This is a genomic window from Planococcus chinensis (genome assembly GCF_042681545.1).
GTDB classification, from domain to species: domain Bacteria; phylum Bacillota; class Bacilli; order Bacillales_A; family Planococcaceae; genus Planococcus; species Planococcus chinensis.
Genome location: NZ_JBHUFW010000004.1, coordinates 977247 through 1002365, shown reverse-complemented (window position 1 = coordinate 1002365; position 25119 = coordinate 977247). Strand labels below are relative to the sequence as shown.

Annotated in this window: 21 protein-coding genes; 5 read left to right on the top strand and 16 right to left on the bottom strand. The window is 49.9% G+C overall.

Annotation, left to right across the window (positions count from 1 at the left end):
• The first annotated feature begins 40 nt into the window (after positions 1-40).
• On the top strand, positions 41-292 hold the full coding sequence (locus ACFSDB_RS07290; protein ID WP_204892233.1) for a hypothetical protein: 252 nt from the start codon (positions 41-43) through the stop codon (positions 290-292).
• Positions 293-382: 90 nt separating this feature from the next.
• A complete protein-coding gene (locus ACFSDB_RS07285) occupies positions 383-1990 on the top strand; it encodes an ABC-F family ATP-binding cassette domain-containing protein (RefSeq protein WP_204892239.1) in 1608 nt (535 codons plus the stop codon).
• Between the two features lie 115 nt (positions 1991-2105).
• On the opposite strand, the gene ACFSDB_RS07280 is transcribed toward ACFSDB_RS07285, so the two are convergent.
• The 4 genes from ACFSDB_RS07280 to ACFSDB_RS07265 form a co-directional block, all read right to left on the bottom strand.
• Positions 2106-2588 (bottom strand): YkvA family protein, encoded by a 483-nt coding sequence (locus ACFSDB_RS07280; protein ID WP_204892241.1) that lies wholly within the window; start codon positions 2586-2588, stop codon positions 2106-2108.
• Between the two features lie 865 nt (positions 2589-3453).
• A complete protein-coding gene (locus ACFSDB_RS07275) occupies positions 3454-5115 on the bottom strand; it encodes a M4 family metallopeptidase (RefSeq protein ID WP_204892242.1) in 1662 nt (553 codons plus the stop codon).
• A 257-nt stretch (positions 5116-5372) separates the two neighbouring features.
• Positions 5373-5570 (bottom strand): cold-shock protein, encoded by a 198-nt coding sequence (locus ACFSDB_RS07270; RefSeq protein ID WP_135501373.1) that lies wholly within the window; start codon positions 5568-5570, stop codon positions 5373-5375.
• 272 nt (positions 5571-5842) lie between these two features.
• Positions 5843-6133 carry a DUF1033 family protein gene (locus tag ACFSDB_RS07265; RefSeq protein WP_204892243.1) on the bottom strand — a complete coding sequence of 97 codons (291 nt, stop codon included), beginning with the start codon at positions 6131-6133 and terminating at the stop codon, positions 5843-5845.
• A 199-nt stretch (positions 6134-6332) separates the two neighbouring features.
• Here ACFSDB_RS07265 and ACFSDB_RS07260 point away from each other — a divergent pair, with 199 nt between their 5' ends.
• Positions 6333-7031 (top strand): 5-bromo-4-chloroindolyl phosphate hydrolysis family protein, encoded by a 699-nt coding sequence (locus ACFSDB_RS07260; RefSeq protein ID WP_204892244.1) that lies wholly within the window; start codon positions 6333-6335, stop codon positions 7029-7031.
• Entirely contained in the window at positions 7003-8181 is a 1179-nt protein-coding gene (locus tag ACFSDB_RS07255; protein WP_204892245.1) for a toxic anion resistance protein, read from the top strand. Before ACFSDB_RS07260 ends, ACFSDB_RS07255 begins: the two co-directional genes overlap by 29 nt.
• Before the next feature lie 244 nt (positions 8182-8425).
• Here the strand turns inward: ACFSDB_RS07255 and ACFSDB_RS07250 are convergent, their stop codons facing one another.
• The 9 genes from ACFSDB_RS07250 to ACFSDB_RS07210 form a co-directional block, all read right to left on the bottom strand.
• Positions 8426-10279 (bottom strand): nitric oxide reductase activation protein NorD, encoded by a 1854-nt coding sequence (locus ACFSDB_RS07250; RefSeq protein ID WP_204892246.1) that lies wholly within the window; start codon positions 10277-10279, stop codon positions 8426-8428.
• Between the two features lie 9 nt (positions 10280-10288).
• Positions 10289-11146, bottom strand: coding sequence for an AAA family ATPase (locus tag ACFSDB_RS07245; protein WP_204892247.1), 858 nt, complete (start codon positions 11144-11146; stop codon positions 10289-10291).
• Positions 11147-11241: 95 nt separating this feature from the next.
• Positions 11242-11439 carry a DUF6501 family protein gene (locus tag ACFSDB_RS07240; protein WP_204892248.1) on the bottom strand — a complete coding sequence of 66 codons (198 nt, stop codon included), beginning with the start codon at positions 11437-11439 and terminating at the stop codon, positions 11242-11244.
• A 70-nt stretch (positions 11440-11509) separates the two neighbouring features.
• Positions 11510-12100, bottom strand: coding sequence for a DedA family protein (locus ACFSDB_RS07235; protein WP_204892249.1), 591 nt, complete (start codon positions 12098-12100; stop codon positions 11510-11512).
• 545 nt (positions 12101-12645) lie between these two features.
• Positions 12646-13920, bottom strand: coding sequence for a 2-oxoglutarate dehydrogenase complex dihydrolipoyllysine-residue succinyltransferase (gene odhB / locus ACFSDB_RS07230; RefSeq protein WP_204892250.1), 1275 nt, complete (start codon positions 13918-13920; stop codon positions 12646-12648).
• A gap of 131 nt (positions 13921-14051) precedes the next feature.
• Positions 14052-16877 carry a 2-oxoglutarate dehydrogenase E1 component gene (locus ACFSDB_RS07225; protein ID WP_204892251.1) on the bottom strand — a complete coding sequence of 942 codons (2826 nt, stop codon included), beginning with the start codon at positions 16875-16877 and terminating at the stop codon, positions 14052-14054.
• Positions 16878-17110: 233 nt separating this feature from the next.
• Positions 17111-18772, bottom strand: coding sequence for a sensor domain-containing diguanylate cyclase (locus tag ACFSDB_RS07220; RefSeq protein WP_204892252.1), 1662 nt, complete (start codon positions 18770-18772; stop codon positions 17111-17113).
• Between the two features lie 19 nt (positions 18773-18791).
• A complete protein-coding gene (gene dapF / locus ACFSDB_RS07215; protein WP_204892253.1) occupies positions 18792-19745 on the bottom strand; it encodes a diaminopimelate epimerase in 954 nt (317 codons plus the stop codon).
• A gap of 12 nt (positions 19746-19757) precedes the next feature.
• Positions 19758-20840, bottom strand: coding sequence for an undecaprenyldiphospho-muramoylpentapeptide beta-N-acetylglucosaminyltransferase (locus ACFSDB_RS07210; RefSeq protein WP_204892254.1), 1083 nt, complete (start codon positions 20838-20840; stop codon positions 19758-19760).
• Positions 20841-20970: 130 nt separating this feature from the next.
• Between ACFSDB_RS07210 and ACFSDB_RS07205 the strand changes: the two genes are divergently transcribed.
• Positions 20971-22320 (top strand): MATE family efflux transporter, encoded by a 1350-nt coding sequence (locus tag ACFSDB_RS07205; RefSeq protein ID WP_204892255.1) that lies wholly within the window; start codon positions 20971-20973, stop codon positions 22318-22320.
• 86 nt (positions 22321-22406) lie between these two features.
• On the opposite strand, the gene ACFSDB_RS07200 is transcribed toward ACFSDB_RS07205, so the two are convergent.
• Genes ACFSDB_RS07200 through ACFSDB_RS07190 form a run of 3 tightly spaced genes read right to left on the bottom strand, consistent with a single transcriptional unit; the run spans position 22407 to position 25109 of the window.
• Complete coding sequence (locus ACFSDB_RS07200; RefSeq protein WP_204892256.1) at positions 22407-22646, bottom strand: hypothetical protein; 240 nt, start codon at positions 22644-22646, stop codon at positions 22407-22409.
• Positions 22643-23524, bottom strand: coding sequence for a CobW family GTP-binding protein (locus ACFSDB_RS07195; RefSeq protein ID WP_204892257.1), 882 nt, complete (start codon positions 23522-23524; stop codon positions 22643-22645). Before ACFSDB_RS07195 ends, ACFSDB_RS07200 begins: the two co-directional genes overlap by 4 nt.
• 58 nt (positions 23525-23582) lie before the next feature.
• A complete protein-coding gene (locus tag ACFSDB_RS07190) occupies positions 23583-25109 on the bottom strand; it encodes a lmo1851 family serine protease (RefSeq protein ID WP_204892258.1) in 1527 nt (508 codons plus the stop codon).
• Positions 25110-25119 lie beyond the last annotated feature (10 nt).

The following is a 25119-nucleotide window of genomic DNA, read 5'->3' as shown; positions in this document are numbered from 1 at the left end:
CCCGATTCATTAAAATGGAAATGAAAGGCGGGCTGACTCTATGAAACTCGTAAACTGGAGCTATGCGAAACGCTATAACATCAAAGCGATTTTTGATGAATTCCCGCATGTGGTTGTGCTGTTCCGGCAAATCGGCGGCTATTATTTCATCTTTTCGATGAAAGGGCTGACGAAAGACCACATTCCCACAAGGCGGGATTATGTTCGCATGGAATACCTTCTTAATAAAGATCTTGGACTTCTTGAAGCTTACAAGGAACGAAAACATAAGCAAAACGCATCAATGCATTAAGTTTATCTTAGACTGCGTTTGAATGCTATCGATTTGGGTGCGTTTCATGGTATACTCATCTTATTGTGAAATTTGGGAGGTACGAAGAAAATGATAGCAGTAAATGATGTAAGTCTTCGCTTTGGGGACCGCAAACTATTTGAAGACGTCAATATCCAATTCAACCCCGGCAATTGCTACGGACTCATCGGCGCGAACGGTGCCGGCAAATCGACGTTCATCAAGATCCTTTCAGGTGAACTTGAAGCGCAATCCGGCAATGTTTACATGGGATCCGGCGAGCGGCTGGCCGTCCTGAAACAGGACCACTTCGAATACGAAGAATACGCGGTGCTAGAAACCGTGATCATGGGCCATAAAAAATTGTACGAAATCATGTCCGAAAAGAATGCCATCTATATGAAAGAAGATTTCTCAGATGAAGACGGCATGCGCGCTGCTGAACTCGAAGGCGAATTTGCCGAGCTGAACGGATGGGAAGCGGAATCCGAAGCGGCTATTTTGCTGCAGGGCCTTGGAATTTCCGAAGACCTGCATGACAAGAAAATGGCAGAACTCTCGGGTTCCGACAAAGTGAAAGTGCTCCTCGCACAAGCCCTGTTCGGCAAACCGGATGTCCTTCTTCTGGATGAGCCGACCAACCACTTGGACTTGAAAGCCATCCAGTGGCTGGAAGAATTCCTGATCAATTTCGACAACACAGTCATCGTCGTTTCGCATGACCGCCACTTCTTGAACAAAGTATGTACGCATATTGCCGACCTTGACTTCGGGAAAATCCAGCTGTATGTAGGGAACTATGACTTCTGGTACGAATCAAGCCAATTGGCGACTCGCCTGGCGAGCGACCAGAATGCGAAAAAAGAAGAGAAGATCAAAGAGCTTCAAGCATTCATCGCCCGGTTCTCCGCGAATGCTTCCAAATCGAAGCAAGCGACATCCCGGAAGAAAATGCTCGATAAGATCGAGTTGGACGATATCCGCCCTTCTTCCCGTAAATATCCGTTCGTCAACTTCACGATCGGCCGCGAAATCGGCAACGACGTGCTGACGGTGAAAGACCTTAGCCAGACCGTTGATGGCAATAAATTATTGAACAACATCAACTTCAATATGAACAAAGAAGACAAAATCGTCCTGATCGGCGATCCGCTTGCAAAATCGGCTCTTCTCCGCATCCTGGCGGAAGAAGACGAGCCGGCTGAAGGCATGATTCGTTGGGGTGTTACTACATCACGCGCTTACTTGCCGATCGACAACTCGGCTTATTTCGAAGGCAGCGAGCAATCCTTAGTGGATTGGCTGCGCCAGTATTCGCCTGAAGATGAAAGCGAAACATTCCTGCGCGGCTTCCTCGGCAGAATGCTGTTCTCCGGCGAAGAAGTGAAAAAGAAACCTTCTGTCCTTTCCGGAGGCGAAAAAGTGCGCTGCATGTTGTCAAAAATGATGTTATCGCACGCCAACGTCCTGCTTTTGGATGAACCGACCAACCACTTGGACTTGGAATCGATCCAGGCTCTGAACAATGGCATGATCGCATTCAAAGGCGCCATGGTCTTCACTTCACATGACCATCAGTTTATCCAGACAGTTGCCAACCGCGTGATTGAAATCCGTGAAGACGGCAGCATCCTGGACAAGCAATTAACCTACGATGAATTCCTTGAGTGGAAAGAAGCCCAAGGCATCTTGAACTAAAAGACCGGATTTCCGCCGCAGCTCAATACAGAGCTGCGGTTTTTTTGCGGCTTTATTCCGGTTCCTTCCATAAAAATAACCCGCTTCTCAAAAAATTGAGAAACGGGCTGCTTTTTTATTTCATAAAACGTTTCACGAGGCGTCCTGCCGGCAGTTTGGAAACGAACTTATTGCCCGAATTTGAAATGTTCCGGACAACCGACAACAACTCCTTATCCCCTGCCCAATGCTCTTCGATGACCTCAGCCGGGAATTTGTTCAACAGCGTGTTGATAATAAAGACAGCCACCACCACGTCATCCAGGAATCCTCCTGGCCCTACCAGAATCTCCGGCAGAAAGTCGATTGGGGCGATAAAGTAAAGAATCCCGGCACCGATCGAACTCTTGCTCTTCCCATCGATTCGACCGTCGAGCATCAAGCGGGTCAGCAAATGGAAGAAATCCGGGGCGAACAAGACATATTGACTGACTTTACCGACGCCGTTCGGCCGTTTGTCCAGCCAGTCCTGAATTTTTCCGCGCAGTTTCTGGTAAAAATCTTCCTGCTCCTTCTGGCTTGGAAGCGGTTTTTTCAAATACTCATTAGCTTCAGTCATTTAACTTCCCCCTGACTCTTTTATAGTTGATGCAGACCGCGTCAAAATTAATCATGTAAAAATCCTGCTAAATGAAATTAGCGGTTTCTGATTTATACCCTTTTTAATAGGTAGATTAAACAACTATACTAATGCATCATAATTGAGGCTGTCCTAAAAGGGCTGATGTCCATTGTGGCGGACGCTTTCCGCGGGCTCGCGTTGAACTAACTAAGAACCTGTGCTCCTGCGCAAGCTAGTCAATGCTTGCCCTCGCAAGCTTCGGTCAAGCATTGACTAGCGTCCGAGTGGATTTCGGCACTTCGCTATCCCGCTGGAGTCGCTGCCTCTATTCCCAACAGCCCTTTATAGAATATGGAAAAGACCAAAGGAGAAAAAGCATAGCTTTTTCTCCTTTGGTCGAGCTTGTAGACAAAAGAATATTTATTTCACTTAAAGAATTAATATACATTTAGTATAAGCTATACCGAATCCTCCACTACAGGCGGATGACTTGCGCCGAAATCCCCCAGGAGTCTTCGCCTTCCATTGCGGATCCTGAAGCCAGCGGCTTGTTCCCGGAAGATTAAAGCGGGATAAGCATCCTTATCTTATCTATTAGATACAGGTGACGGTCCCGACCGTGTTGGCCACGAGACTCCTGTGGGAGCAGCGAAGCGACTCGAGCTGAAGACCCTGGACTGAGCGAAGCGAATGTTTTTCAATTTGCGACGAGTAATCGCAGGAGCAAGCGAAGCGGCTGAAGCCGAGCCCACGGAAAGCGAAGTGGCCAGCGCGGTCGGGTTTATACTTCTCTATTCAACATAAAAAGACTTTGGTCTTCAGTTTTGAAATTTTGGACAGTCCATTCCATTAATTTATCAAATTAGTTAACGCCAACAGCTGTGAATGCCGCTTTAACGCTGGCTACTTCGCTGCTTGCTGCACCGTAGAGGTCTGTTGCAGCCTGGATTGTCGAGATGCGGTAATGGCTATAGTTCGAGCTTGGCGTCAAATACTGCGTCAATGTACGGTAGAAGATATCTGCCGTTTTGGCATTGCCGATGCCCGTTACCGATACGCCGTAATGCGTTCCACCGTTCGCCAGCAAGTATGCCGCTTTGTTGCTGATGCCGGAGTTGATGTGGACGCCGCCGTTATCGCCGGTGCCTGTATAGCGTTTCGAGTAATGGTCCGGGTCGCCGTTCAATGTCGGATCCGCCATCGAACGGAGGGCATCACCCGCTGTACCTGGTGTATAGATGTCTTCCCCGATCTGCCAATCCGGGTTGTTGTTGGCATGATACTCCACAATTGTCCCGAAAATATCCGACATCGATTCGTTGATCGCTCCCGATTCGTTCTGGTAGATCAGATCCGCTGTCGTATCCGTCACAGCATGCGTCAATTCGTGCGCGATAACGTCAAGTCCGCCGGAAAGCGAAGTGAACTGGACGCCGTCCCCGTCGCCGTAAACCATTTGTGAACCGTTCCAGAACGCATTGTTATAGCTGCGGCCGTAATGGACCGTCGAAATCAATTGCGCGCCATTGCCGTCATAGCTGTTGCGGTTATGGACTTCTTTGTAATAGTCGTAAGTTTCTGCGGCATAAGCATGCGCATCGACCGCTGCTGCATCATAGGCTGCGTTATAAACATTGTCTGCATCGAGCCATAATGTGCCCGGTATGCGTGTGCGGTTGCTCGCATCATATGTGAAGATCCCGCCGCCGCGCGTTTTGTCGACCAGGTACGAGCCGTTGCTGTTGATCACTGTGTTGAACGATTTCGTATCGCCCAATACGCCTTTGCCTGAAGCCGTGGAAGTCGTACCGGTAGGAGCCGTCACGCCGTTTGTAGGCTTCGCTTCATGCATCTGGTTGAAGGAATCCAGGACTTCCCCTGTTTTAGCATCAATGAAGTATTGATAGTTGCCCGGTTCCGGGTGCAGGAATTGGAACTCCGTGCTGTAGGCATACTTCGCTTCGCCGTCTTTTACATAAACAGTCAGCTGTGGCCCGACTTGTTTATCTATCTCAACGTCCTTACTGATCTGCGCTTTCAAATCGGCCAAAGCGATTGCAGATGCTTCAGAAGGTTTTACTGTAGCACCTTTTTTCAAGGAATTCTTCTTAAACAATTCAGGAGCAAGCGATCCTGAAAGCGCTGTCAAAACACCATTCTTATCAACATGAGCAGTCAGGATGTGGCCGAAGACCGGTACTCCTTTGAACGTCTGCTGAAGTTTGATGTTGACCATGCCTAGCTCATCAGTCGATTGCTCAAGCACTTTAAAATTGGCAGCTGCGCCGCCGGAAATTTTGTACAGCTCCTGTTTGTCCTCCAGGTATGTAAAGACGATCTCTTTAGCAGCCTTTTGGGATGGGTTTGTCAATTTGCCAAAGATGAAGTCGGCTGATTTGGTTTTCTGGTTTATGTGGACCTTTTCTTGCACGGCATCATTTGGAGAGGCGGACACAGTCGCAGTTGCTGCGGATAGCGCAAGTGCAGCTGCCAAGCTTAACGTTAACAATTTGTTCTTTTTCATGTTTAGGTTCACTCCTTTAAATTGCCGTCCTTGTGTGACGGGTATCTAAAGAATACCTGTACGAGTTTTCAGAATAAATAGGCTACTGTATCTGTTTTTATTTTCCTCTTAAGAAGTAAATTTACATACAATAAAAAGAGTTTTCAAACTATTTTGTGATTAAACGCGTCTTTACACCTGATATGTAGTATTTTTTTGACGTGATAAAAATTTAGTTAATAAAAAAAGAGCTGCTCGCGATGAGCAGCTCTTGGAAATTAGATTTTGACTACATTTGTAGCTTGAGGTCCGCGGTTGCCTTCCTCTACTTCAAATTCAACTTTTTGCCCTTCGTCAAGCGTCTTGAAGCCTTCGCCTTGGATCGCTGAGAAGTGTACAAAAACGTCGTCTCCACCTTCAACTTCGATAAAACCGAAACCTTTTTCTGAGTTGAACCATTTTACTGTACCTTGCATGTGTATACCTCCTGTAAATAAAAAATTTGCAATATGGAATTCCATAAAAAAAATTCACATATTCAAAAAAGTACCAACACGAGCTGATCACTTTTTTGAATAGGTGAATAGCGGTATCTGGTGGATTCTTTAGTTCTTTCGTCTATTATACCAATTCTAAATGAGAAGTCAAATAAATCTAAATACTTTTTTAAAATTAGTCATACCTAGGTAAAATAGGATTATATCCCTCTCTTCAACTGATAAGCCATTGAGAAATCTGATAATTCAGTTCAATTTACCAATTTATTATTCACAAGCCAAAGAAGTCCGTGATACACTTGCAGGTCTTCTTCGCAATTGCTGCAATATGCCAGATCCCCGGGGTTCCAGAAAGCGATAGAGCGGCCTTGCCTTTTTTGTTCTGTGAACCGTAAGGACAGTGCTTGTACTTCCCTGTCAAAATATTTCTGTGCTTGTCCGGCATTTGAAAAGCTTTTGCGGCTGACGATGTTTTCCTGCCATCCTTCAAGCATCCACCAAGGTTCATCAAAGCTTCTTATATAAAAAATCTCATGCAGCACAATCAACTCCCATTTTTCTTCCTATTTAGCATTGTGCCAAATCTTTTGGATTCTGTCCAGCGGTTTTGGCATATTTTTCGCCGGGCCCAAAGTTTGTAAAGGCTTCCCCTACCCTGTAAAATGGAGCTAGACGGGAGAGAAGATGAAACTTTTCCCCACTTGGAACGTATAACGTAAGAGGAGTTAAGGAGGTCTTTCCATGAAGCCTGTTGAAAAATTCATCAAACGGCAGACCGTCAGCTTGCCTATCATGACTGCAATGTTCCCCATTCTTTATTTGGGTGCGGAAATTGGCATCGTGGCATCCGGCGCAGTCGCCGCAGGTACTTATATCGCCAGCAATTCGACCATGAAACAATTCCAATTTTCTTCCGATTCCAAAAAACTCGGCATGACGCGGAGCGAACTCAAGCATATCCGCGCTCAAGTGAAAGAAGCCAAGAAAAAAATCAAATTGCTGCAAAGCTATTATTACCGGGTGCGTTCCATCGCTTCGTTCAAGCAATTATTGAACATGGTGCGCCTTGCCAATAAAATCGTTTCGCTCGTTCAGCTCTATCCCCGGAAGTTTTATTCCGCTGAGCCATTTTTCTATTCCCACCTGGAGTCCGCCCTGGAGCTGACCGAAAAGTATACACTCTTGATCGGCCAGCCGGTAAAGGACATCGAATTGAAGATTGCCCTTCAGGAAACCCGGGAAATGCTGAATTCCATGAACGATGTAATGGAACGGGACTTGAAGAAAGTGCTGTCGGCCGATGTCGAAAAGCTGCGGATGGAACTCGATTATGCCCGCATGACCGTCGGCCAGAACGAACAACAGGTTTTGCTTGAAGAAACCCCTACCGATTATGAAGGAGACGTGGACCATGACACAAAATCGCTCGAATCAAAGTGAACTGGATGATTTGCTCGGAAACCCTTTCGGCATTGAGCCGATTGCAAAAGAAGCACCTTTAGCCAAGCAGGAGGACGGACGCCCTGTCGCCCTGATGGAACGGCTGACAAAAGAAGAACAGGAAAAAGCGCGGGAACTGGCGAGCCAAATTCCTGCCGGCAATTACGAAGCCATCCTCACCTACGGCGCCAATGCACAGAACCAATTGAGCCAGTTTTCCCATAAAATGCTCGATCATGTGCAATCGAAGGATATCGGCCCGGTCGGCGATGTCTTGAACGACCTGATGAAGAAATTGAAGGAATTGAATCCGGAAGAACTGTCCCAGCAAAAACGCGGCCTCCGCAAGATTTTCGCCAAAGCGAAATCGTCGGTCCAGGAAATGATGACGAAATATCAGAAGCTCAGCACACAGGTGGACCGCATCAGCATCCAGCTGGACCATTCCAAGCGCGGTTTGCTGGAGGATGTCCAAATGCTCGAACAGCTTTATGATCAGAACAAGACCTATTTCCAGGCGCTAAATGTCTATATCGCTGCAGCAGAACTGAAGCGGGACGAAATCCTTCAGGAAACAATCCCGGCGCTCCGGAAGAAAGCGGAACAATCGAATGACCAGATGGCCTATCAGGAAGTCAATGATATGGCACAATTCCTCGACCGCCTGGAAAAACGCCTATACGATTTGCAGCTATCGCGCCAGATTACCATCCAAAGCGCACCGCAAATCCGCATGATCCAACAGACGAACCAGACGCTTGCAGAGAAGATCCAATCTTCGATCATGACATCGATTCCGCTCTGGAAAAATCAGATTGCCATCGCATTGACGTTGAACCGCCAAATGAAAGCAGTTGAAGCGCAGAAACAAGTGACCGCAACAACCAATGAACTGCTGCTCAAAAATTCGGAAATGCTGAAAGTGAATTCGATCGAGACTGCCAAGGAGAATGAACGCGGCATTGTCGAAATTGAAACCTTGAAGCAGACGCAGGAGAACTTGCTGAATACCATCGAAGAGACCCTCCGCATCCAAGCGGAAGGTCGCAAAAACCGCAAAGCGGCCGAAATTGAAATCGGCCGCATGGAAGAAGACTTGAAGCAGCGCCTGTTGTCGATCCAGGATGACCGTGAAGGGCACAGATATTAAAATGAAATCCCCGCAAGCTCATCCGAGCTTGCGGGGATTTTTATGTTTTATCAGCACCTGGAAAGTATTTCGCTTAGGAAGGAAAGTATTCGGGGCGGCAAGGAAAGTAAATCCGTTTCCTGGAAATTCGAGCCTCTCAAACATCCACTAGAAGCGCCCTTTGCTTAAGCAAAGGGCGCTTGGCAGTCCCCAACTCCATGAAAGGCGATCATGGAGTCCGTATCAAGTTTTCTCTCCGTTCGGACTACCCCGTCTGAATCACCAGATGAAGCGTCCGTTTCAAAAGCCGCAGCGTCTGCTCGACAAATTGCTCAAGGGAATCCGCACTGACCGATTTATTGCCATACATCATGCGGTAGAAAGAAGCCTGCTCATCGGTGATCGGGTGGCTGCTGAGGAATAGATGCAGCACTTCGATATTGCCTCTTCTCGCTTCTGCTACGGCATCCGCTGTATCGACGACGCCGTTCTCTGCATAATTGTATGCTGAAGGCTCGCCGTCAGAGAACACAAGCAAAAAGCGGTGCTTCTCCGGCCGCTTATGCAGCCTGTCGCTCATCCACCGGATGGCAAAGCCGTCCCGGTTGTCTTCATGCGCTTCCATCGCCACAATTTGGGCTGAGTGGTCGCGGCTCCCGTCTTCGAGTTTGTGCATCCACTGGAAATAATTCGGCTGCATGGCATCGCTTGCTTCGTAGGCATCTTCATAGAACAGCACGATTTCATGTGGAACGCCAAGCCCGCGCAGCACGTCATGGAATAGCAAGACCGCCTGTTTTGTCTCATCGAGTTTGTCGATCATCGAGGCCGATCCGTCGATCAACAGGCAAAAAACCGCGTCAAGCTCTTTGGATGGCGCCGTTTTCCGGTAGAACGGCTTGGGCCGCTCTTCGAGTACCAGCGGCAGCAGATTGCGGGACAAGCGTCCGGCGTTCAGGTTGGTGCGGACACCGGTCCTGCGGAGCGACATCCGCTTTTTCAGCTCCTGAAGCAGCGCACGGACATGCGGGGCCTGTTTTCTGCGCCAAGCATCGATAAGCGCCTTCGAATCCCCTGAAGCTACGATCCGGCTCTCGGTATAGACGACGTGGCTGTTCGCTGAGCCGAATTTTTTCCCCGCCTGTTTCGGTGTACCTTCCCGCTGTTCGTCTTCGGCGTCGTTGCCTTCCCTGTGCTCTCCGTCGGAATCCCCTTGGGCGGTATATTCCACTTCGCCCGCGCCTTGCGCTTCCCGGCCGCCTTCGGCGTAGCCCGAATCGCCGCGCTCGAGTTCAAATTCCATAGCAGCCGATTCCGACGTTTCGGTTTCCCGGTGCCAGGATTGGAACCATTCTTCAATCGTGTCCATCTTCTCTTCTGAACCGCTGTCTTCCGCTTCCATACCCTCATGGTAGCGAAACGGCGCTGCCTCCTCCTGCTCTTCACCAAATGTATAATAGCTGTGCACCATATCTTCATCCATGAGGAACTCGAGCCGGCCCATCATGCTTTCTACTACATATGCCGAATCTTCGGTTGAACGGGCGTCATACATCCGTGACCACAGAAGAAAAAGCGGCTCCCATGCTTCCGTCCCGGCAAGCTCGGTTCCCTGCAGGCGGAGATAGGCAGCATTTAGGAATGCGTCCGCCTGGAAACCTTTTTGGCGGTTCTGCCGGAATTGGTCTTTGTGATAGCCAGTGTAGACCTTTTCCCTGATGGAAAACGCATGTTTAGTTCCCGGCCGCTCGGTGCTGACTTTTTCGCTGAGGCGGAATTCCTCCGCACAAAGGAGCAGCTGCTGCTTTAATTCGGGCAGACTGCTCTGCGTGCTCTTGATGCGGCGCCAAGCCTGCAGACTGAAATCCCGCCAGTAGCCGGCTGCCATCAGGAAGATATCGGATTTATACCCCGCGCGTTCAATTTCCCTTGGACGGTGGCGCCAGAACACGCTGATGGAAATAGCGGCCTCAGATGGCCGGAACTCCACCAATTTCCGCGTGGTCACCTTAAGATACGGCGCATCCGACAGTGCTCCGGCCAGCATCTCCATGCTATGGAGCAAATTCGTATCGATCGATTCGTTATTGAACTGGATAAAACGGTTGACTGAAGCCATCTGCCCCACCTACTTTTTCCAAGTTTCAGCTAAGTCCATGAATAGTTCCCGTTCGCTTTCATCTTCCAATTTTTCGGCAATCGCATAGCGGACTGCGCGCATCGGATCCATATGCTGCGCCAATGCTGTGGCGTCCAGCAAACTGCGGATTGATGCCGCTTCTTCCGACAGCAAGCCGTTTTCCACTTGTTTCATCAGATCGGCTGCCAGATTCAGCATGAAAGTTTTCAATTCTGGAGAAGCGCCGGGGTACTCGCGCTCCCATAATTCCTGCAGCTGCCTGCCAGTCAAATAGGGGACCGGATACGCGATAAATCGGTTTTTTAAAGCTTCATTCATCGGTGCTGTCCCGATATAGCCTTCGTTGATGGCCGCAATAACACCGAAATCCTCGTGCGCCAGGATCACTTCCCCTGTGAACGGGTTGGTCATCATGCGGCGATGGTCCAAGGCGCTATGGAGAATCGGCAAGGTTTCCGGCTTGGCCATATTGATTTCATCAATGTAGAGGAGATGCCCCTGCTTCATCGCTGTCACGACCGGGCCTTCGATAAACTCGATCCGGCTTTCCCCTCCCTGCTGGACCAATGTCTTGAATCCCAGCAGCGCTTCGGCATCCAGGTCGACCGAACAATTGATGCTTTGAAGCGGCTGGCGGCAAAGGGCCGAAATGCTTTCTGCCAATTTGGTCTTGCCCGCACCCGTCGGCCCTTTCAGCAGAACGGGTTTGCGGAGCACCACCGCCGACAGGATGTCCTCCCAAAGCGTTTCATCCGGCGGAATATAGCCGCCAGTTGCAATCAGTTTTTCAAATCCGCCGTGGCTGCGGGATTTTCTGCTTTGGATGTCTTCTTCAATAAATGCCATTTGGCTTCCCTCTTTCCATGGAAAAATAAAAAACCGATGAATGCGCATCGGTCCTTTCTTTTGTATCCCTGTTGTTGCGGCCGCACATACGGGCCTTATTCGAAATAAGTCTTATAGAATCCGCCGACTTTGCCAGTGTTATCCACGACAAAGATGAATTCTTCGGTTTCATTTTTCACTTCGTAGGTTTTTCCGGCCGTCAGCACGTTCGACACCAGGAATTTCGCCGCTTCGGTATGCTTGCATGTTACCGTCCGGATTGTTTCTTTCGTGAGCCATTCGTTGTGAATCACAGTCCTCATCCTTTTCAAATATGTCTATACCTTTTAGTATAAGGAAAACAAGCGTAAATTTCAAACCCGCCTAGCGCTTTTGATGCTTCGTTTTATAAAAGATGCGGCCGGCCACCAACAATACGATGGCAGCTGACAGCGTTAGCAGGAAGCCTTGAAGGTGGCTGAGAATTGTCTCATAGGCATATGGAAACATCCGGCCGATATTGAAATAGATGAACATCCAGACAAATCCGGCGGAATAAGCGAACAGGGCGTATTGCATAAACGGGTAGCGGTTCGCTCCCACGACATAGGGCATCGCCCAGCGGACCCCCGGAAAGAAAAAACTGAATGCAATCGCCCATTTCCCGTGCTTCTCCAAGAACAGGGAAAACCGGTCGATCGCCCCTTTCAGCCGGGTCTTCTCCAGACGGTGCAGCAGCCGCTCGCCAAGTACACGGCCGATGAAATAAGCGAATGTATTGCTGCTGATCAAGCCTAGGTAAGCGGACAAGAAAGCGTAGACCGGCTTGAAATAGCTGATTTCTGTCAGGACCCCTGAAAAGGCGGCCGCCACTTCGTTCGGAATCGGCATGCCGAAAAGCAGCAGCCAGTTGAAGATGAACATGCTGACATAGCCGTATTCCTTTACCAGATCCATGAAAAAGGATAAATCCATCGCCGTCGACCGCCTTCTTGTCTTTCTTCTATCATGACAAAAATGGCCACCGCCTGCAACGCTGGAAACCTTTGGAACAATAGTTGAACGAATTCCCCTTTTAAAGAAGCCGAAAATTGAGCTTATCGGTCATTCTTCGTTTCTGTATACGGTGAAGCAGGAATTTTTTATTCCCGGTATTCCGCAAAACCGCTGCGCTTGCCTGCGGGCGAGCGCCAAGCCTCCTCAGCCGCGCTGCGGCTTGCGGGGTCTCGGCTGTCTCGTCGCTACCCTGCCCCGCGGGCGTCTCCGCTGTTTTGCTTCATATCTCAGACAGCACTACTAAAACGGGTAAAGTTACCAGCTTTTGATGATTGAAACTAGCGCCGGCGCGCCCAAGGGCTGGGCGAAGCAATGAGACGAGTGGTCTTCTCGGCTCATTGCGGGAGCCACGCCCAAAGCGCCAAAGCGGCATATCATCTTCTCTTTAATAATTCACAAATCGCGAAACGATTTATCAAAAAAACAGCCCTGCTGAGCAGGGCTGTTTTTTTGATAAATATGGATTAGCTTTCAAGCAAAAGGTCTTCTGGGTTTTCGATCAAGTCTTTGACCATTTTCAGGAATCCAACAGAATCGCTGCCGTCGATTACGCGGTGGTCGTAAGAAAGAGCCACGTACATCATCGGACGGATTTCGATTGAATCGCCGATTGCTACCGGACGTTTCTGGATTGTGTGCATGCCAAGGATCCCGACTTGCGTACCGTTCAAGATCGGCGTCGACATCAATGAACCGAATACACCGCCGTTAGTGATGGTGAATGAACCGCCTGTCATGTCGGCAATCGAAAGCTTTTTGTCGCGTGCTTTTTTCGCAAGGTCAGCGATGCTCGCTTCGATTTCTGCAAAGTTCTTTTTGTCTGTATCGCGGACGATCGGAACAACAAGGCCTTCCTCAGTCGATACGGCAATCCCTACATCAAAGAATTGCTTCAGCAAGACGTCAGTGCCGTCAAGTTCAGCATTGACGTATGGATATTTTTTCAAGGCAGCTGTAACAGCTTTTGTGAAGAATGACATGAAACCAAGGCGCGTTCCGTTATGGTCTTCCTGGAACTTGTCTTTTTTGCGGCTTCTAAGTGCCATTACGTTCGTCATGTCGATTTCGTTGAATGTCGTCAACATGGCAGTCGATTGTTTCACTTCAAGCAGACGCTTCGCGATTGTCTGGCGGCGGCGTGACATTTTCTCACGCACAATGCGGCCGCTTTCTTCGTCTGAAGACGGCGCTGCCGCTGCTTTAGGTGCTGAAGGTGCAGCTGCTTGCGGTGCGCTTGCAGCCGGCTTAGACGCATGTGCTTCAACGTCCTGGACGCGTACACGGCCCATTGGGTCTACTGGCGAGATAGCTGCCAAGTCGATGCCTTTTTCGCGCGCCAATTTGCGTGCAGCCGGGCTGGCGATGGTGCGGTCAGTAGCAGACTGCTCTTCAGCAGCCGGTGCTTCTTCAACGGCTTCCATTGTTGCAGGAGCTTCTGTTTTCGCAGGTTCTGCAGCCGGTGCTGCTTCTTCCGCTTTCGGAGCCGGTGCTGCCGCTTCGCCTGACCCTTCGCCAACGATGGCAATCACTTGGCCGACTTCCACTGTGTCGCCTTCTTGCGCCAATAGTTCCTGCACAACGCCGGCTTCTTCGGAAATTACTTCAACGTTGACCTTGTCTGTTTCCAGTTCAACGATGAATTCTCCCTTTTCTACTGTGTCGCCTGGCTGTTTGAGCCACTGGGCAATCGTTCCTTCAGTAATCGATTCTGCTAATTCCGGTACTTTGATCTCTGCCACAAAAAATTCCTCCTTAGAATATCAGGCGCGTGCGCTGTGGAAACTCATCACTGAAGAGATTTCCACAGCCCCGCTTCTTCCTGATTGGTCTATCTCAAGCCAAGCCTGAAAGCCTGGCTGTCGTCATGTTTTCATTTTTTATTGGTAAGCGCCTCATCCAAAATGCGCGCCTGTTCCACTTTATGCGCTTCTCCGTCGCCTTCTGCAGGGCTCGAGCGCTTGACGCGGCCATAATAAGCCACATCTTTGCCGGCTGCAATTTCACGCAGATACGGTTCTGCAAAAGTCCAAGAACCCATGTTTTGCGGTTCTTCCTGTACCCAAGCCAATTCTTTTGCATTCGGATAGCGGTCTACGATCGCCTGGATTTTTTCAGCAGGGAACGGATACAATTGCTCGACGCGGACAATGTGCGCCCAATCGAAGCCTTTGCCGTCTTTTACCCGCTCAGCCAGATCAATAGCCATTTTGCCGCTGGCGAAAAGGATGCGTTCCACTTTCTTGTCTTTCGTGCCCATTCCCGGCTGCTCGATGACAGTCTGGAACTGGCCTTCAGCCAAATCATCCACTTCGGCTCCGACAAGCGGATGGCGAAGGAGCGATTTCGGCGTTACAATGATCAGCGGACGAATAGCTTCCTCCCCAAGCATTTTCGCTTGGCGGCGGAGAATATGGAAATAGTTGGCCGCGCTTGAAAGGTTGGCGACGGTCCAGTTGTTTTCGCCTGCCATTTGCAGGTAGCGTTCCAGGCGGGCGCTGGAGTGCTCCGGCCCTTGCCCTTCGTAGCCGTGCGGCAAAAGCATGACGAGTCCGGATTTCTGTCCCCATTTCGAACGGCTGGCAGAAATGAACTGGTCGAACATCATTTGGGCCATATTGGCGAAATCGCCGTACTGTGCTTCCCAAAGAACAAGCGCTTTGTCGTTTTCAACGTTGTAGCCGTATTCGAACCCAAGTACAGATGATTCGCTGAGCGGGCTGTTGTAGACAACAAATGAAGCGTTCGCTCCTGAGATATGGTGAAGAGGCACCAGCTGTTCGCCGGTCTTTTCATCGTGGAGCACCAGGTGGCGATGCGCGAATGTTCCGCGCTGTGCATCCTGGCCAGTCAGGCGGACTGGCGTACCTTCCTGCAGGATGGCTCCGAATGCCAATGTTTCGGCATGCGCCCAGTCGATTTTGCCTTTGCCGTTGAACGGATCCTCACGGCGCTTTAGAATACGCGCCAATTTGCCGAATGCAGAGAAACCGGATGGCCATGAAAGAAGTTCTTCGTTCATTTTAACCAGCGCGTCGCGGCCGACGCCTGTCTGGATTTCCGGGAAGCCGTTCAAAACCGCTTCCGGAATCTCAAGTTTCAGGTCATCGTCTGTTTTGTTTTCTTTTACCCGGTCATATGCAGCTTGCATTTCTTTTTGGGTAGCTGCATCGAGCGCTTTCACTTCTTCTTCCGTCAAGACGTTCTCAGAAGCCAATTGCTTGCCGTAGAGTTCACGCACTGTTCCGTGGTTATGGACTCCGTGGTACATCATCGGATTCGTGACGAGCGGCTCGTCCATCTCGTTATGGCCATAGCGGCGGTAGCCGATCAGGTCAATGAGAATGTCCTTGCCGAACTTCTCGCGGTATTCGAATGCCAGGCGGGCAACAGCCACCACTTCTTCCGGGTGGTCGGCGTTGACGTGGATCACAGGCACTTCAAATCCTTTGGCCGGATCAGAAGAATAATGTGTGGATCTCGAGTCATATTGTTCAGTCGTAAAGCCGATCAAGTTGTTGGCAATGATGTGGATCGATCCGCCGGTCTGGTAGCCGCGGATCCGGCTGAAGTTCAAGGTTTCCGTAACGACCCCCTGTCCCGGGAAAGCAGCATCGCCGTGCACAAGGATGGCATACGCTTTCTTTGCATCGATTTCAGGAATGCCTGCTTTGGCTGTCAATTCCTGCGCTGCACGGGTCTGGCCGGCAACGACCGGGCTGACAATTTCCAAATGCGAAGGGTTGTAGGCCAATTTGATGTTCGTCCCTTTAGGCGAAGTGTAAGCTGCACCCATATGGTATTTCACATCGCCGAACCAGCCTTTAGTGATTTTTACCGAACCGTCTTCCGGCAGGAAGGCTTCGTCGCCGACATGGGCGAATCCGGCAAACATCATTTCATACGGCTTGCGCAGAATATGCGTAAGCACATTTAAACGACCGCGATGAGCCATCCCGATCATGATTTTTTCTGTACCTTTTGTTTCGGACTGCCGCACCAATTCATCGATGAGGACCACAAGGGAATCCACGCCTTCAATGGAGAAGCGTTTTTGCCCCACGAACGTACGGTGGACAAACTTTTCGAACCCTTCCACGTGTGTCAGAAGGTTCAAGATTTCCTTTTTCTCATCAGCAGCTAATGAAGGCTTTACTTCACCCGCTTCGATTTTGGCCTGCAGCCAATTCCGTTCCTGGGGCTGCACGATGTGCGAGAATTCAAAAGCGACTTTATCGGTATAAAGGGATTTCAGATAAGAAATCGCTTCAAGGCCGTTGGTGATGCCTTTCGGAGCATCGGATAGAAGCAGCGATACCGGCACTTCCTTCAAATCCTGGTCTGTCAATCCGTATGCCGACGGCTCCAAGCGCGACGTGTCCTTCGGACGGTCGTTCAGCGGGTAGATATCTGAAGCAAGATGCCCATGGGCACGGATCGCTTCCGCCAATTGGATGGCTGCGAGGACTTTTCCGAATTTATTCGAGTCCACAGCTGGTGCTGCCGAGGGTCCAGCAGCTGCTGACGGCTGCTGCATTGCATCGACCGGCGGACCGTATTGTCTGAAAAGCTCAGCAAATTCCGGATCCAGCAATTCCGGCGATTCTTGGAACAGTTCGTACATTTCCATCACATAGCCAAGGTTCGGCCCTGTAATCGAACTCCAAGGTGATTTTTCTTCTGAATAATTGGTAGACATTTAATAACCTCCAACTTATTGCCTTACGGCAGTCACTTTTGTTATATGTGTATCTTCCATATTTTATCACGCCTCCCACTAGACATAAAGCGGAAGGGGCTCAAGGTTTGGAGAACAAATTTCCATATCAATCTTACTACTTCCAGTAAAAAAAACAATGCTTTTGAGCGAAAAGATTCGTTCGGATTGCATTAAAGCGCTTTCATTGCCAAAACGTTCCTGAAAATGCGCCGTTACACGTTTTCTATAAGGTCGTCTGAATAAAAAAGCAGGGAATTCTTGCCGCTGCGTTTGGCCAGATAAAGTGCTTGGTCGGCCTTTGTTACCAACTCATCCAAGGTCTGCCCTTGCTTCGGATATGTCGAAGCGCCCATTGTAGCCGTCGGCGCAAAATGGACACCGCCGATTTCCCAGCCTGCCGCCAGACCGTTCCGGATGCGCTGGACGATGTGGCCGATCTGTTCCTCTGCTCCGGCAGGGTCAAGCCCGGCCAAGGCGATGATGAACTCATCGCCGCCGACCCGGGCAACAATGTCCTGTTTGCGGATGCTGTCCTGGATGGATTGCGCGAACCGGTAGATGAATTCATCTCCGACGTCGTGGCCATATTGGTCGTTCACCTGCTTAAAATTGTCTCCGTCCATGTAGATAACAGCCATTTGCTGCCCTTTTGCATCCGCCTCTTTTTTCATTTCGAAAAATTTCTTGACGATCGACAGGCGGTTCGGAAGTTTCGTGAGGCTGTCATGGTAGGCCATGAAGTGGAGCTTCTCCTCCAGTTTCTTGCGGTCGGTGATGTCGAACATGATCGCAAGCATTTGTTCCGCACCGACGCCTCTTTCAGACAATGGGATGATTGTCGTGTCAATCCAGAAAAATTCCCCGGTTTTTTTCAAGCTTTTTAATTCACCACGCCAAATCTGTCCGGATGACACCGTCTGTCTGATAGCATTGTACTGTTCTCCCGAGATGACCGCTTTGCCAATCTTCGAAATATGTTCACCCAACAGGTCTTGCCGTTCATAGCCGGTCGTCCCTTTGAAATTGTCGTTGACAAACTGGATGGTCCCGGCCGGATCCCAGATGGCTACGAGGGCAGCGTAATTCAGCGCATCTTTATAGCTTTCAAGGATGTGCTCGGTTTTTTCAAGCTCCCGTTTCAACTGCACTTCATTGGTCAATTCGCGCAGCACGATGTGGAACGCCCGCACTTCTCCCTGTTCTTTGATCGGAGAGTAGTTCACGGAAAACGTCGCTGCTGTGCCATCCCTCTTGTTCCGCTTGATAACCATCGATTTGGCAGCATTGCCGGATTTGAAACTGTCGAGTTCCTCTTTGACCTGGCGGAAAGTCCGCGAATCGACATACGGGAGTGAACCGTAATGCTTGCCGACCCATTCTTCTTTGGCGGCACCGAAGCTGTTCGAATAGGTGAGGTTCATATCAAAGATCACCAGATCGGAAGTGATCATCAGCATCGGATCGACCGAGTTCTGGACTAGTGACTGGTAGAACAAGTATTCCTCTTCCACTTTCTTCTGTTTGGCCACATTTTTTGAAATCGCGAGCATGAATATTTCCTCTCCGCTGCGGATCGGCGTCAAAAGGGTTTCATTGGTCTCGTTATTTTCGCTGAACAGATTGTAGTCTCGGTAAACATGCGGCGCATCGGTGTCCAGGGCAATGCAGTACTGTTCTTTGATGTCCGTTGCCAGATGGGGCGGCATGATGGCATCGAGCGTTTCGCCGGTCAGGTCCTTCCCGAATACAGCGATGCACGCCGGGTTGATGTATTCATAAATATAGGTCTCCCCGTCACGCCTCATGTAATAGACTAAACTGTCAGACTTGCCGTACAGCATATCCAATTGCATCTTCGTAAATGGCCCTAACATACACATCTCTCTTTTCTATTTAAACGAATTGATGGGTGATTGCTGAAACCTGTTCGATGAATTTTTCATAGAGCGCCTGCTCGCCGAGTTCATCGGAAGCGGCCAATCGGCCTTCCCCTGTACCTTCTTCCCAGAGGAAGCGGTGCCTGGACACATACGTCGCATTGCCGGTCAAACGGAGCTCGAAGCTTCCGCCCTTTTGCAGGACCGAACATTTGACCATGCCGCCCGGATTGTAGACCGCCACTTCGCCGTAAGGCACGATGCCCGCGAGGCAGCTCACTAATGCTGACGCAGTCATCGCAGTGCCGCAGGCGTTCGTAAATCCGACGCCGCGTTCGAACGTTCTGACGAATATGCCCTCTCCTGCTTTGCTGGCATAACTGACATTGACACCATCTGCGAAATACTCGTTTGGTCCATTAAAAAGTTCTGCCCACTCTTTTTGGTGGCTGCTGTCCTTTTGCATGACAGCCGGCACGATGCCGATGAGGTGCGGATTTGGAACTGCTACCGCTGTAAAAGGGATTTCCGCTGATATGAACGGCAAGGGCTTTAAGATCCATTCACTATGGTTTCCATAGGCCATCGGCAAGTCTTCCAGACGGAATGAAACCGGGGATATCTCGACCGCATACATTTCGATGCCATCTTCCAGAACCGGTTCCTTTTTTACGTGAAGATCCGCTTTCATCGTTTCAATTACCGCTTCTTCAATGCCGTCCCGTTCACAGACGTATCGGGCGACACAGCGAAGCCCGTTGCCGCACATCGAAGCTTCGGAGCCGTCCCGGTTAAAGACCCGCATCTTGGCTGCAGCCCTCTGGGAAGGAGCAACCAGCAGCAGGCCATCGGCTGATCCATCCTGCCTGCAAAGCTCAACCGCAAGCCGGCTGTGGCTTTCATGTTCTTCTGCTTCAAGCAGGTAAAACGTGTTCATCGATCCGTGGACTTTTAATAATTCCAGTTCCATTGCCCTTCACCTCTAATTTTTCTTAGTATGCGCCGCCACTAATTTCGCCATTTCATAAGCGGTTTTCGGCGGCTCTGCACGCGTCATATTTTCGATAAGCAGGTCTTCATCCATGTGCAATTTCTGCATTTCCGCAAGGAAGCGCTCCGGCGTCAACTCTTCTTCCTCCACAACATGCGCAAATCCTTGCTGCAGGAACAGCCGGGCATTCAGCAACTGGTCGCCTCGGCTTTTCTGACGGGAAAGCGGAATAAGCAGCATCGGCTTTTTCAACGCCAGGAATTCGAAGATTGAATTGGAACCGGCCCGTGACACCACAAAATCGGTCATATGCAGCAAATGGGAAAGTTCATGTGTGACGTATTCGAATTGGCAATAATTCGGCAAATCGACAAGTGACTCGTCGATATTGCCTTTGCCGCAAAGGTGGATAACGTTATATTGTTTCTGGAGTTCCGATAGATTGGTCCGGATCGCATCATTGATCATAGCCGATCCCTGGCTCCCACCCATAACCATCAATACCGGCAGGTCGTTTTCGAAATGGCAGATTTCCCGCCCCTTTGCCGCTGAACCGTCCATCAGTTCACTGCGGATTACCGAACCGGTACAAGTCGACTTTTCTTTCGGCACATGCTTGAGCGTTTCCGTAAAGACAGTGAAAATATGGTTGGCAAACGGCATAGCGATCCGGTTGGCAAGGCCGGGCGTGACATCCGACTCATGGATAATGACCGGAATGGATAGGAGCTTCCCGGCCATCGCGACCGGAACCGACACGAATCCGCCTTTCGAGAAAATCGCAGCCGGTTTTGTCTTTCGGATGACTTGCATCGCCTGCAACAGGCCGACTCCCACACGGAATGGATCCGTAAAATTTTTAACTGAAAAATAACGGCGCAATTTGCCGCTTGAAATCGGATGGTACGGCACTTCCGGGAACGAATCGGGAATCAGTTCGCTTTCAATTCCATCTTTGGATCCGATATATTCGACATTAAAATCCATTTTCAATAATTCCGGAATCAAAGCCTGGTTCAAGGAGACATGTCCGGCAGTTCCCCCGCCTGTCAATAAAATCGTACGTTTTTTCATCACTTAAATCCTACTCTCTTCTATGGATATTACGCCAGCTTCTTTCCGGCGCGGCGTTCTATGCGCCTTCTTCTATGCTATAATTGGTTATATTTGTTTACATTGCATGGCATTAATGGAGGAATTGAATATGTTCGAAACAAAAACCAGACCAGAGAAATTCAAGATGCTTCTGAAAATCACTTCTCCGATTCTCGTAACGCAGATCGCGATGTACCTGGTCACATTCTTTGATATTTATATGACTTCGCGGTATGGCACCGAAGATCTGGCCGGTGTCTCGATCGGCTCATCATTCTGGTTCCCGGTATATATCGGGCTGGCCGGAATCTTGATGTCCATTACTCCAATTGTAGCACAATTGATGGGTGCCAAAAGAAAAAATGAAGTAAAAGACGCCGTGCAGCAAGGGATTTACCTGGCCATCTTCCTCGGACTCCTTGTTTTCTTCTTTTTCCTGACTGCCATCGATTCCTTGATTGGCATCATGGATCTGGAACCGGCAGTCGCAGGTGTCGCCAAAGAATACATCTTTGCCCTAAGTCTTGGAGCCGTGCCTTTGTTCGTCTATAACGCACTTCGCTCGTATATCGACGCACTGGGTTCGACGCGGATTTCCATGATCATCTCGCTCTTGTCCGCACCGATCAACGTCTTTTTCAATTACTTGCTGATTTTCGGAAACTGGGGCTTCCCTGAACTCGGTGGAGCTGGGGCAGGCTACGCTTCTGCCATCACCTATTGGATTGTCTTGTTCATCGCGGCATGGATCATCCATTCACTGCAGCCCTTCAAGGAGTTCGGGATATTCAAAAACTGGGCACGCGTCTCTTTTGCCCGGTTCAAGGAGATTTGTCTGATCGGCATTCCAATCGGCATTTCGCTGTTTGCCGAAACGAGCATTTTCTCCGCTGTCACACTGATGATGAGTACATATGGAACCATTACAATAGCGGCGCATCAAATTGCGATCAACTTCACTTCGCTCTTGTATATGTTGCCGCTCAGCATCTCGATGGGTGCAACGATACTTGTCGGATTCGAAGTCGGCGCACGCCGCTTCGGCGACGCCCGGCAATACAGCTGGCTCAGCGTGGCGGCCGCCGTCGGCTTCAGCTTTGTATCTGCCTGCATTCTGTTCTTTATGAGAGAACCCATCGCGCGGCTCTACACGTCTGATCCACAGGTCATTGCGCTTGCCGTCCAGTTTCTGGTCTTCGCTGCCTTGTTCCAGCTGTCGGATGCCATACAGGCCCCGGTACAAGGCGCTCTGCGCGGCTATAAGGACGTAAATATCACATTCGTCATGGCATTGATTTCCTATTGGGTCATCGGCCTGCCGGTCGGCTACCTGCTTGCTTCGTTCACCGGTTTTGAAGCGTTCGGCTATTGGATCGGCCTGATTGCCGGACTCACTGCAGGAGCAGCTACACTGTCGATCCGGCTGCTGGCAATCCAAAAGAAGATGGCAATGCAATGAATTATGGAGAATACCTCCGACAACATAAAAAGGAAAGTCCGGGCTTCTGCCTCGGACTTTCCTTTTTCAATTCTGGCTTCCATTTTTCAGCGTTCCGCAATTTTTTTGTAAAGGGCTGATAAGCTTGCCTTGTCCTCTTCCGGCAGCTCCGACTCGCGGATACGCCGGAGGGCGAGCTTCAGCTTCTCCGCTTTTGGTTTCCGGACCCGCGGATGCGTCAGTTCATCATCCAATTCGATCTGGATCTTTTTCTCCAGTTCTTCCTGGCTGCTGATCTTTCCGGCCCCGGATCGGTTCGGCCATAGTTTCCGGTAAGCTTCAATCATGGCAATTCCACCCCTTGAAGATTCTCTCCGATGACTACGATCTGCGGCTCGAGCTTCATGTATTCGGGCAGCCATTGTGCCATGCCGTACGCATATTGGAAAGCATGCGGATATTTGTCGCCTTCGAGCGGCACGTAGCCTTTGATGCGATAGACGCTCTCCGGAAGTTCCCGCAGCCAATCCTCGAACCGTTCCCGTTTGACGGGTTCACTGAACCGAAGGACGACAGCGTTCAGATTCAATTTGGAAACCGGGGCTTTTTCAATTTCCCCTTTTTCTTTGGCGGCCATTTTCTGCAATGCGGCAAATGGCACTTTCGCTTTGACCGTCTGGATAATCTGTGCGGAAGGATTAAAGGACTGGATTTCATAGGAGACTGTCCCTTGTTCGGACTCCGTCAGCAAATCCATCTTATTGGCAAGGATCAGGTCGGCATGCCGGATCTGTTCCAGGTAAAGCGAACGGACCTGGGGCGACAGCTGGCTGCGGCCGAGCCAGCGTTTGCTGTCTGCTACCGTGACGATGCCCTTGAAATGGAGGCGGTCGGCGAAAAGCGGCGAAAAGATGGCATCCAGTGCTTCAACCGGATGGGCGGCTCCTGTGGTTTCGATCATCAAAACATCAAATTCTTCTTCTGCCAGCAGCGTCTGGATCTGAGCTTCGGATTTTTCCGAACCGGTACAGCAGATGCAGCCGTCGAGCAGCTCTTTCAAAGGGACGCCGTCTTCGACTTCTTCCGAATCGAAATTCATCTCGCCCAGTTCATTCATGAAAACGGCTGGTTTCAAGCCGGCCTCTTTTGCTTGCTGGATCATATGCTTCAGAAGCGTGGTTTTGCCGCTTCCCAAAAATCCGCTGAACAAATATACATCAATCATACAAACCCCTCCTTTTCTCCATTCGAAAGAAAAAGCCCGCTTCCGCGGGCTCCTCCTGTTATTCTTTAGTTTCTGCAGCCTCTTCTTTTGCAGGCTCAGCTGCAATGCCGGCTTCTTCCATGACGATTTTCTTCGCTTCGAGAAGCTGTGGATCATCTTCTTCAATTTTCACGCGAAGAGCATCCATGATGGCAAATGCCGTTTCTTCTTTGACAGTGCCGGTCGGTTCCAGTTTTTTGTCTTCCTGGAACTTCTCCACTGCTTCAGTCATCGTTTCTTCGAATACGCCGTCCACTTTGCCGACTTCGTATCCGAGAGCATCAAGCATTTGTTCAGCTGTCTTGACTTGCTCCGAAGTAGAACCGTCTTTCAATTCCACTGAGGTATCTAGCACCGGCAAAGATGCATATTCCGGATATGCCACTTTGACATCCGGTTCGATGCCTTTTTCGTGGATCCAATTGCCGTCCGGCGTTAGCCATTTGGCTGTCGTGAATTTCAGGTTCGAGCCGTCTTCCATATCATTCGCTGTCTGGACAGTCCCTTTGCCGAAAGTTTTTTCACCGACAAGTTTGACGTCTCCGGACTCATTCATAGCCCCTGCCAGGATTTCGGAAGCGGAAGCACTCCCGCCGTCAATCAATAACGTGACAGGCACTTTTACTTTTGTGCCAGGAGAAGACATGTAGATTTCGGGTTCTTCGCCTTTTGATTGCACTTCGAACAACTCTTCGCCTTCATCGATGAACAAGCTGGAGATATCAAGGGCCGTGGTCAATAGACCGCCCGGATTCTGGCGGACATCCATGACCATTGCCTCCATGCCCTGTTCTTCCATGTCGGAAATGGCTCCAAGCAATTCCTCGTACGTATTTTCCGAGAAGCTTGTGACTTGGATATGGGCCACATTATCGCCGATCATTTCAGCATATACCGTTTCAATCGGAATTTCATCCCGGACAATCGTCACTTTGATCGGATCCGCCATTTCCCCGCGCTGGACGGTCAATGTCACTTCCGTCCCTTTTTCGCCGCGGATCAACATGACAGCTTCAGAAGCGCTGAAGCCTTGGATGCTTTCGCCGTCGACTTCCGTGATCGTATCGCCGGGCTTCAGGCCGGCTTTTTCAGCAGGTGAATTTTTGATCGGCGTTACGATATTGATATAGCCGTTGCGCTCCTGGATCTCCGCTCCGATGCCTTGGAAACTGGATGAGATCCCCTCAAGGAATTGAGAAGCTTCCTCTTGGTTCATATAGTCGGAGTACGGATCATCCAAAGATTCGATCATGCCGTTGATGGCACCGTTGACCAGCTGTTCGTTGTCAACGTCTTCATAGTATTCCTGCTGCAGCTGATCATACGCTGCGTAAAGTTTTTCAAATTCCCTCCGCTCCGGAGAACTTACTTCCACTGCTTTTTCATCGCCGAACGTCAGCGCGAAAACAGTCAGCCCGGCAGTAAATAAGATCAGGGTGAACACAAGCATAATAAAATAGAATGTCTTCATCCGGATAAAATGGGCGGGCTTTTCTTCAACAGGCGGTGCCGGTTCGTGGCCTTCGCCTGGGTGTTTTTCATCCATTACTTTCACC